Consider the following 6,877-nt stretch of genomic DNA (forward strand, 5'->3'; position numbering starts at 1 on the left):
TCCCGAGGAGGCGGTGGCCATGAACGGAATCGGTACGAACAGCGGACCCGGAGCGCTCGAAGGGGCTGTGGTCGCGGTCGCCGGAGCGGCGGGGCCCGCGGGGCGCGCGACGCTGCTGAGGCTCGCGGAGGCGGGCGCGACCGTCGTCGGCTGCGACGCCCACCCCGAACGGCTCGCCGAGGCGGTGGACGCCGCCCGGTACGCCCACGGCGGTGCCACCGTCACCGGCGAGACCGTCGATCTGCTCGACGTCGACGCGGCCCGGGACTGGGCCGAGCGCACGGAGGCGGAGTTCGGCCGCATCGACGGCCTGGTGCATCTCGTCGGCGGATGGCGCGGCAGCGCCTCCTTCGAGGAGACCGCGCTGTCCGACTGGGACGCCCTGGAGAAACTGCTCATCCGGACGGTCCAGTCGACCTCGCTCGCCTTCCAGCAGAGCCTTCAGCGCAGCGACCGGGGCCGGTACCTCCTGATCAGCGCCGCCGGGGCCGGCAAGCCCACCGCGGGCAACGCCGCCTACGCCTCCGCCAAGGCGGCCGCGGAGGCGTGGACGCTCGCGCTGGCCGACGCCTTCCGCAAGGCGGGGGGCGAGGCGGGGCCGCGGACCGCTGCTGCGATCCTGGTGGTCAAGGCACTGGTGCACGACGCGATGCGCGCCGAGCGCCCGAATGCGAAGTTCGCGGGCTTCACCGACGTCACGGAACTGGCCGAGGCCATCGCCGGCGTCTGGGACCGGCCCGCCACCGAAGTGAACGGAAAGCGCCTGTGGCTGACCCCGCAACCGTAAGGACCGACGCGCGACGTCATCACGACCCGCGGGTACGCGGTTTCGCCAGTGACAATTACGCGGGAGCGCACCCCGAGGTCCTCGCGGCCCTCGCCCTCGCCAACGGCGGCCACCAGGTCGCCTACGGCGAGGACGACTACACCGGCCACCTCCAGCGGGTCATGCACAGCCACTTCGGGTCCGGTGCCGAGGCCTTTCCGGTCTTCAACGGCACGGGAGCCAATGTGGTCGCCCTCCAGGCGCTCACCGACCGCTGGGGCGCCGTGATCTGCGCCGAGTCCGCGCACATCAACGTGGACGAGGGAGGAGCCCCCGAGCGGATGGGCGGCCTCAAGCTCCTGACCGTGCCCACGCCGGACGGCAAGCTCACCCCCGAGCTGATCGACCGGCAGGCCTTCGGCTGGGACGACGAGCACCGCGCGATGCCGCAGGTCGTCTCGATCACCCAGAACACCGAGCTGGGCACCGTCTACACGCCCGACGAGATCAGGGCTGTCTGCGAGCACGCCCACGGGCTCGGTATGAAGGTGCATCTCGACGGGGCCCGGATAGCCAACGCCGCCGCCTCACTGGACGTGCCGATGCGGACGTTCACCAACACGGTCGGCGTCGACGTGCTGTCCTTCGGGGGCACGAAGAACGGGGCCCTGTTCGGTGAGGCCGTCGTGGTGCTGAACCCCGACGCGGTCCGGGCGATGAAGCACCTGCGCAAGCTGTCCATGCAGCTGGCCTCCAAAATGCGCTTCGTCTCCGTCCAGCTGGAGGCCCTGCTCGCCCGGGATCTGTGGCTGCGCAACGCCCGGCACGCCAACGCCATGGCCCAGCGGCTGGCTGAGGGCGTCCGGGCGATCGACGGGGTGGAGATCCTCTACCCGGTCCAGGCCAACGCCGTGTTCGCCCGGCTGCCGCACGCGGTCAGCGAGCGGCTCCAGCAGCGCTTCCGTTTCTACTTCTGGGACGAGGCCGCCGGGGACGTCCGCTGGATGTGCGCCTTCGACACCGGCGAGGACGACGTGGACGCCTTCCTCCAGGCGCTGAAGGAAGAGATGGCCCGGTAGCCGTCACGTGTGCATATCTATGCGGTCGACCGGAAATCAATGGATTTCCGGTCGACCGCTTCATAGGCTCCGCGTCATGGAGCTGATCCAGCAGTCCCCGGAAATCACCCACTATTTGGCCGCCGACGACGCCATCGATCACGAACATCCTGGCGTACGCGATATCGCGGCCCGTCTCGCTCACGACAGCGCCGACGCATACACATACGCCCGTGCCGCTTTCACGTTCATCCGTGACGCCGTCCCGCACTCCGCCGACTCGGGCGACCCGCGCGTCACCTGGCGCGCCTCCGATGTCCTCGCCGCCCGCACCGGCACCTGCTACGCCAAGTCGATCGCCCTCGTGGCCCTGCTGCGGGCCCGCGGCATCCCCGCGGGGCTCTGCTACCAGCTCCTTGTCGACGACGGCGCGACCCCGGTCGTCCACGGCCTCGTCGCCCTTCGGCTCCCGGGCGGCGAAAGCTGGGCACGGGTGGACCCGCGGGAACCAGACCGGGCATCGACGCCCGGTTCTCGCTGGGCGAGGAGCGGTTGGCCTGGACCGTGCGTGAGGAACACGGCGAAGTCGACTACCGGGCCGTCCACGCCGCGCCGCCCCGGGCGATCCTCCACGCCCTGAGGGCCGCCCGCAGCACCTCGGAGCTGTGGCGGCTCCTCCCCGCCGGCCTCTGAGTGCCGGGAAGCCGAACAGCGCCGGGGCGCGGCGGACGATGACGCGGTCGACGGCCGCGGACATCGCGTCCACCGCGCCCCGGCGAGGGCCGGGCCCAGGGCGCGGATCACTGCCCGCCGCGCCCGGGCTGAGATCGCGCTCCCGCGACGCCGGCCTCAGCCGAGCTCGCGCGCCTGGGCCGGGGTCGGGGCCGTACCGCCGAGGTGGGCCGGGACCCACCAGGTGTCGCTCACGTCCTTCGGGCGCACGGGGTACGCCCGCTGCGCCGCCTCCAGGAGCTCCTGCACCCTGTCCCGCAGCCGCCGGGTGATCGCGCCCGCGTACTGGTCGGCGGGCGCCTCCACGGGCTCTCCCACACGGATGGTGACCGGTAGGTGGCTGCGCCGGAAGTTGCGGGGACGCCCCTTCGTCCAGATCCTCTGCGTGCCCCAGAGCGCCATCGGGACCAGGGGGACCCCGGCCTCCTGGGCGAGACGCGCCGCGCCCGACTTGAAGCTCTTCAGCGTGAACGACTGCGAGATGGTCGCCTCGGGGAACACGCCGATGATCTCGCCGGAACGCAGGGACCGCAGCGCATGGGCATAGGCGTCCTCCCCCTGCTCGCGGTCGACCGGGATGTGCTTCATCCCCCGCATCAGCGGGCCGGAGATTTTGTGCCGGAAGACCGACTCCTTCGCCATGAACCGGACGAGCCGCTTCTGCGGCAGCGCGCCCAGGCCGGTGAAGATGAAGTCGAGATAGCTGATGTGGTTGCTCACCAGCACCGCACCGCCGGTCTTCGGGATGTGCTCCGAACCCTGAGCGTCGATCTTCAGGTCGAGCGCCTTGAACAAGGTGCGGGCGGCGCCGATGACCGGGCGATAGACGAGCTCTGCCATCTGGGGAAGACCCTTCTTCTGTGCCTGGGGAGGGTTCTCCCGGCGGAAGTTACGCAGCCGTAGGTTTTCGGCATGGTGGCGATGGTGCCCCATGCGCGAGCCGCTGGCCAGTCCCGGTGGGCTCGGGACGCGAGATTCTCATCACGTGCTTCTTCCCGCAGGAGCTGCGGGAATGCCCAGGAGCCGACCGGTGCTGACGTCTCTGCGAAGAGCTCTGATCAGGAGGCATCACGTGGACGGCCCGAACGACGTGCGGCGGCTCGACGCGGCCCAACTCGGCGCGGCGCTGGGGGAGCGGGCGACGCTCGTCCAGTTCTCCAGCGCCTTCTGCCAGCCGTGCCGGGCCACCCGCCGCACCCTCGCGCAGGTGGCCGGGATGGTCGACGGAGTCGCACACATCGAGATCGACGCCGAGGCCCATCTCGCCCTCGTGCGGCGACTGGAGATCACGAGGACGCCGACCGTCCTCGTGCTCGACGCCGCGGGGGAGGTGGTCCGCCGGGCGTCCGGCGCGCCCCGCACCGCGGACGTCGTCGCGGCGCTGGGCCGGGCCGTGTGAACCCGGGCCGCGTGTCGTGACGGACCGTGACGCATCTCGCACCTCGCGGGGCCCCCTTGACGGTACCCACCGTGCATCGTCAGTCTGACGTTATGCCGCCAGAACCCCTTCTCCACGGCCGCGCCCATGAGGACCTCGCGCGCTGCGCGAGTGCGCGTTGTCCGGGTGCCTGAGAACCCAGGGGCCCACACGCCGTCTCCGCAGAAGGAGGCGTCCATGACGGCTACGCCCGGCCTCCCCCCTTCCCCGGCGGCCACCGCGCCCGAGCCCCTGCGCTCCGCCCCGGCGGACGCCACGCCCGAACTCCTGCGCTCCGTCTTCCGCCGCCACGCCGCCGGCGTCGCAGTGATCACCGCCGCGGGAGAGAGCCCGGTCGGCTTCACCGCCACCTCGCTCACCTCCGTCGCGGCTGAGCCGCCGCTGATCTCCTTCGGCGTCGGTACGGCCTCCTCCAGCTGGCCCGTGCTGGCCGAGGCCGAGCATGTCGGCGTCCACATACTCGGTGAGCACCAGCGCGAGCTGGCCGCGACGTTCGCCCGCAGCGGCGCGGACCGCTTCGGCCCGTCGACGCAGTGGACCGTCGGCCCCCGGGGCGTTCCGCTGCTGGACGATGTGTCCGCGTGGCTGGTCTGCCGCGTCGTGAGCCGCATTCCGGCGGGCGACCACCGTGTCGTGATCGCCGAGGCCGTCGCCGGTGACTTCTCCGGGGCCGCCCGGCCGCTGGTCTACCACGAGGGACGGTTCACGTCTCTGCGAGACTGAGGTCACGCACGCACGGGCCCGCCGCGTTGGCAAGGTCACAGCGCACAGCGCTTGCTCAGGGACAGGACACTGAGTGTACTGGCGAGTAATATCGGGCTCAGGGCCTTGGTCGTCCTGACCGGATTCGACCGGAGAAGGCGCCTATGCTGCGTGCGACAAGGCAGCCCGGAAATGACGATGCAGTAGGAGAGCCGGCGTGAGCTTGAGGATCGTTGTCTGTGTGAAGTACGTGCCCGACGCGACCGGTGACCGGCGTTTCGCCGATGACCTGACGTTGGACCGTGAGGATGTGGACGGTCTGTTGTCGGAGCTGGACGAGTACGCGGTCGAGCAGGCGTTGCAGATCGCGGACGGGGCGGACGGTGCGGAGGTCACCGTGGTGACGGTGGGTCCGGAGGATGCCAGGGACGCGTTGCGCAAGGCGTTGTCGATGGGGGCGGACAAGGCGGTTCACGTCGAGGACGGTGCTGTGCACGGCAGTGATGTGATGGGGACGTCGCTGGTGCTGGCGAAGGCGGTGGAGAAGAGCGGGTATGACCTGGTGGTCTGTGGGATGGCTTCCACGGACGGGGTGATGGGGGTGCTTCCGGCTCTGCTCGCGGAGCGTCTGGGTGTTCCGCAGGTGACGTTGGTGTCGGAGGTCGCGGTGGCGGGGGGTGTGGTGACGGGGCGGCGTGACGGTGACACGGCGACGGAGTTGCTGGAGGCGTCGTTGCCGGCGGTGGTGTCGGTGACCGATCAGTCCGGTGAGGCTCGTTACCCGTCGTTCAAGGGGATCATGGCGGCGAAGAAGAAGCCGGTGGAGTCGCTGGATCTGGAGGATCTGGGTCTGGAGGCCGGTGAGGTGGGTCTGGCGGGTGCGTGGACGGCGGTGGACTCGGCCGTGGAGCGTCCGGCGCGTACGGCGGGCACGGTCGTGACGGACGAGGGCGAGGGCGGCCGGCAGCTCGCGGAGTTCCTCGCGGGCCAGAAGTTCATCTAGTGCCCGGGCCTGTTCCCGTGTCCGTGTCGGGGTCTGTTCCGGTGTCCGTGCCCGGTTCGGCGCCGGTGTGGGTGGGGTGGCCGGGTGCGGGTGTGTGTGCGGTTGTGTCTTGTCTTCCTGTGTCTTCTCTGTCTGGAGTGCGTTGTCATGGCTGAAGTTCTGGTTCTGGTCGATCATGTGGACGGTGCGGTGCGCAAGCCGACCCTGGAGCTGCTGACGCTGGCCCGTCGGGTCGGTGATCCGGTGGCGGTGGCGCTGGGTGCGGGGGCGCGGGAGACCGCCGGGGTGCTGGGTGAGCACGGTGCGGTGCGGGTTCTGGTGGCGGAGGCCGCGGAGTTCGGGGAGTATCTGGTGGTGCCGAAGGTGGACGCGCTGCAGGCTGCTTTCGGGGTGGTGGCTCCGGTGGCGGTGCTGGTGGCGTCGTCGGCCGAGGGCAAGGAGGTCGCGGCGCGTCTGGCGTTGCGGGTGGGGTCGGGTGTGATCACCGATGCCACGGATCTGGAGGCCGGTGAGCAGGGTCCGGTCGCCACGCAGTCGGCGTTCGCGGCTTCGTTCACGACGAGGTCCCGTGTCTCGCGGGGGGTGCCGGTGATCACGGTCAAGCCGAACTCGGCGCCGGTGGAGCCGGCCGCGGCGGCCGGTGCGGTGGAGGAGCTGGCGGTGTCGTTCGGTGACGCGGCCAGGGGCACGAAGGTCACCTCGCGTACGCCGCGGGAGTCCACGGGGCGCCCGGAGCTGACCGAGGCCGCGATCGTGGTGTCCGGCGGGCGGGGGGTCAACGGTGCGGAGAACTTCCCGCTGATCGAGGCGCTCGCCGACAGTCTGGGCGCGGCGGTGGGCGCTTCGCGCGCGGCGGTGGACGCGGGCTGGTACCCGCACACCAGCCAGGTCGGGCAGACCGGCAAGTCCGTCTCCCCGCAGCTGTACATCGCCTCGGGGATCTCCGGCGCGATCCAGCACCGGGCCGGGATGCAGACCTCCAAGACCATCGTCGCGATCAACAAGGACGCCGAGGCCCCGATCTTCGACCTCGTCGACTACGGCGTCGTCGGCGACCTGTTCACCGTCGTCCCCCAGCTCACCGAGGAGATCAACACCCGCAAGGGCTGACCCCGCACCCCCTCGCACCACCCTCGCCCTGGGCCGCACGGTGAACCCCACCGCGCGGCCCAGCGCCG

Annotated in this window: 7 protein-coding genes and 1 pseudogene; 7 read left to right on the forward strand and 1 reads right to left on the reverse strand. The window is 71.0% G+C overall.

All coding sequences use genetic code 11. From position 1 onward, the window contains the following. The first annotated feature begins 19 nt into the window (after positions 1–19). From V9U70_RS13120 to V9U70_RS13130, 3 genes and pseudogenes are all read left to right on the forward strand, one after another. Entirely contained in the window at positions 20–787 is a 768-nt protein-coding gene (locus V9U70_RS13120; protein ID WP_336674957.1) for an SDR family NAD(P)-dependent oxidoreductase, read from the forward strand. After that, positions 766–1,845, forward strand: coding sequence for a threonine aldolase family protein (locus tag V9U70_RS13125; RefSeq protein WP_336674958.1), 1,080 nt, complete (start codon positions 766–768; stop codon positions 1,843–1,845). The genes V9U70_RS13120 and V9U70_RS13125 overlap by 22 nt, the downstream gene beginning before the upstream one ends. Before the next feature lie 76 nt (positions 1,846–1,921). Further along, positions 1,922–2,517 (forward strand): annotated as a pseudogene (locus V9U70_RS13130) (transglutaminase-like domain-containing protein). Positions 2,518–2,673: 156 nt separating this feature from the next. On the opposite strand, the gene V9U70_RS13135 reads toward V9U70_RS13130, so the two are convergent. Beyond that, on the reverse strand, positions 2,674–3,396 hold the full coding sequence (locus tag V9U70_RS13135) for a lysophospholipid acyltransferase family protein (protein WP_336674960.1): 723 nt from the start codon (positions 3,394–3,396) through the stop codon (positions 2,674–2,676). Positions 3,397–3,628: 232 nt separating this feature from the next. Between V9U70_RS13135 and V9U70_RS13140 the strand changes: the two genes are divergently transcribed. The 4 genes from V9U70_RS13140 (at position 3,629) to V9U70_RS13155 (ending at position 6,809) form a co-directional block, all read left to right on the forward strand. Beyond that, entirely contained in the window at positions 3,629–3,955 is a 327-nt protein-coding gene (locus V9U70_RS13140; RefSeq protein WP_336674961.1) for a thioredoxin family protein, read from the forward strand. A gap of 216 nt (positions 3,956–4,171) precedes the next feature. Next, complete coding sequence (locus tag V9U70_RS13145; RefSeq protein WP_336674963.1) at positions 4,172–4,717, forward strand: flavin reductase family protein; 546 nt, start codon at positions 4,172–4,174, stop codon at positions 4,715–4,717. 196 nt (positions 4,718–4,913) lie between these two features. Further along, positions 4,914–5,699 (forward strand): electron transfer flavoprotein subunit beta/FixA family protein, encoded by a 786-nt coding sequence (locus tag V9U70_RS13150; RefSeq protein WP_336673358.1) that lies wholly within the window; start codon positions 4,914–4,916, stop codon positions 5,697–5,699. Positions 5,700–5,846: 147 nt separating this feature from the next. Further along, positions 5,847–6,809: an electron transfer flavoprotein subunit alpha/FixB family protein gene (locus tag V9U70_RS13155; protein WP_336673359.1), complete on the forward strand. Its 963-nt coding sequence runs from the start codon at positions 5,847–5,849 to the stop codon at positions 6,807–6,809. The last annotated feature ends 68 nt before the right edge of the window (positions 6,810–6,877 follow it).

The sequence above is a fragment of the Streptomyces pratensis genome, from assembly GCF_037137275.1.
Lineage (GTDB): Bacteria > Actinomycetota > Actinomycetes > Streptomycetales > Streptomycetaceae > Streptomyces > Streptomyces pratensis_B.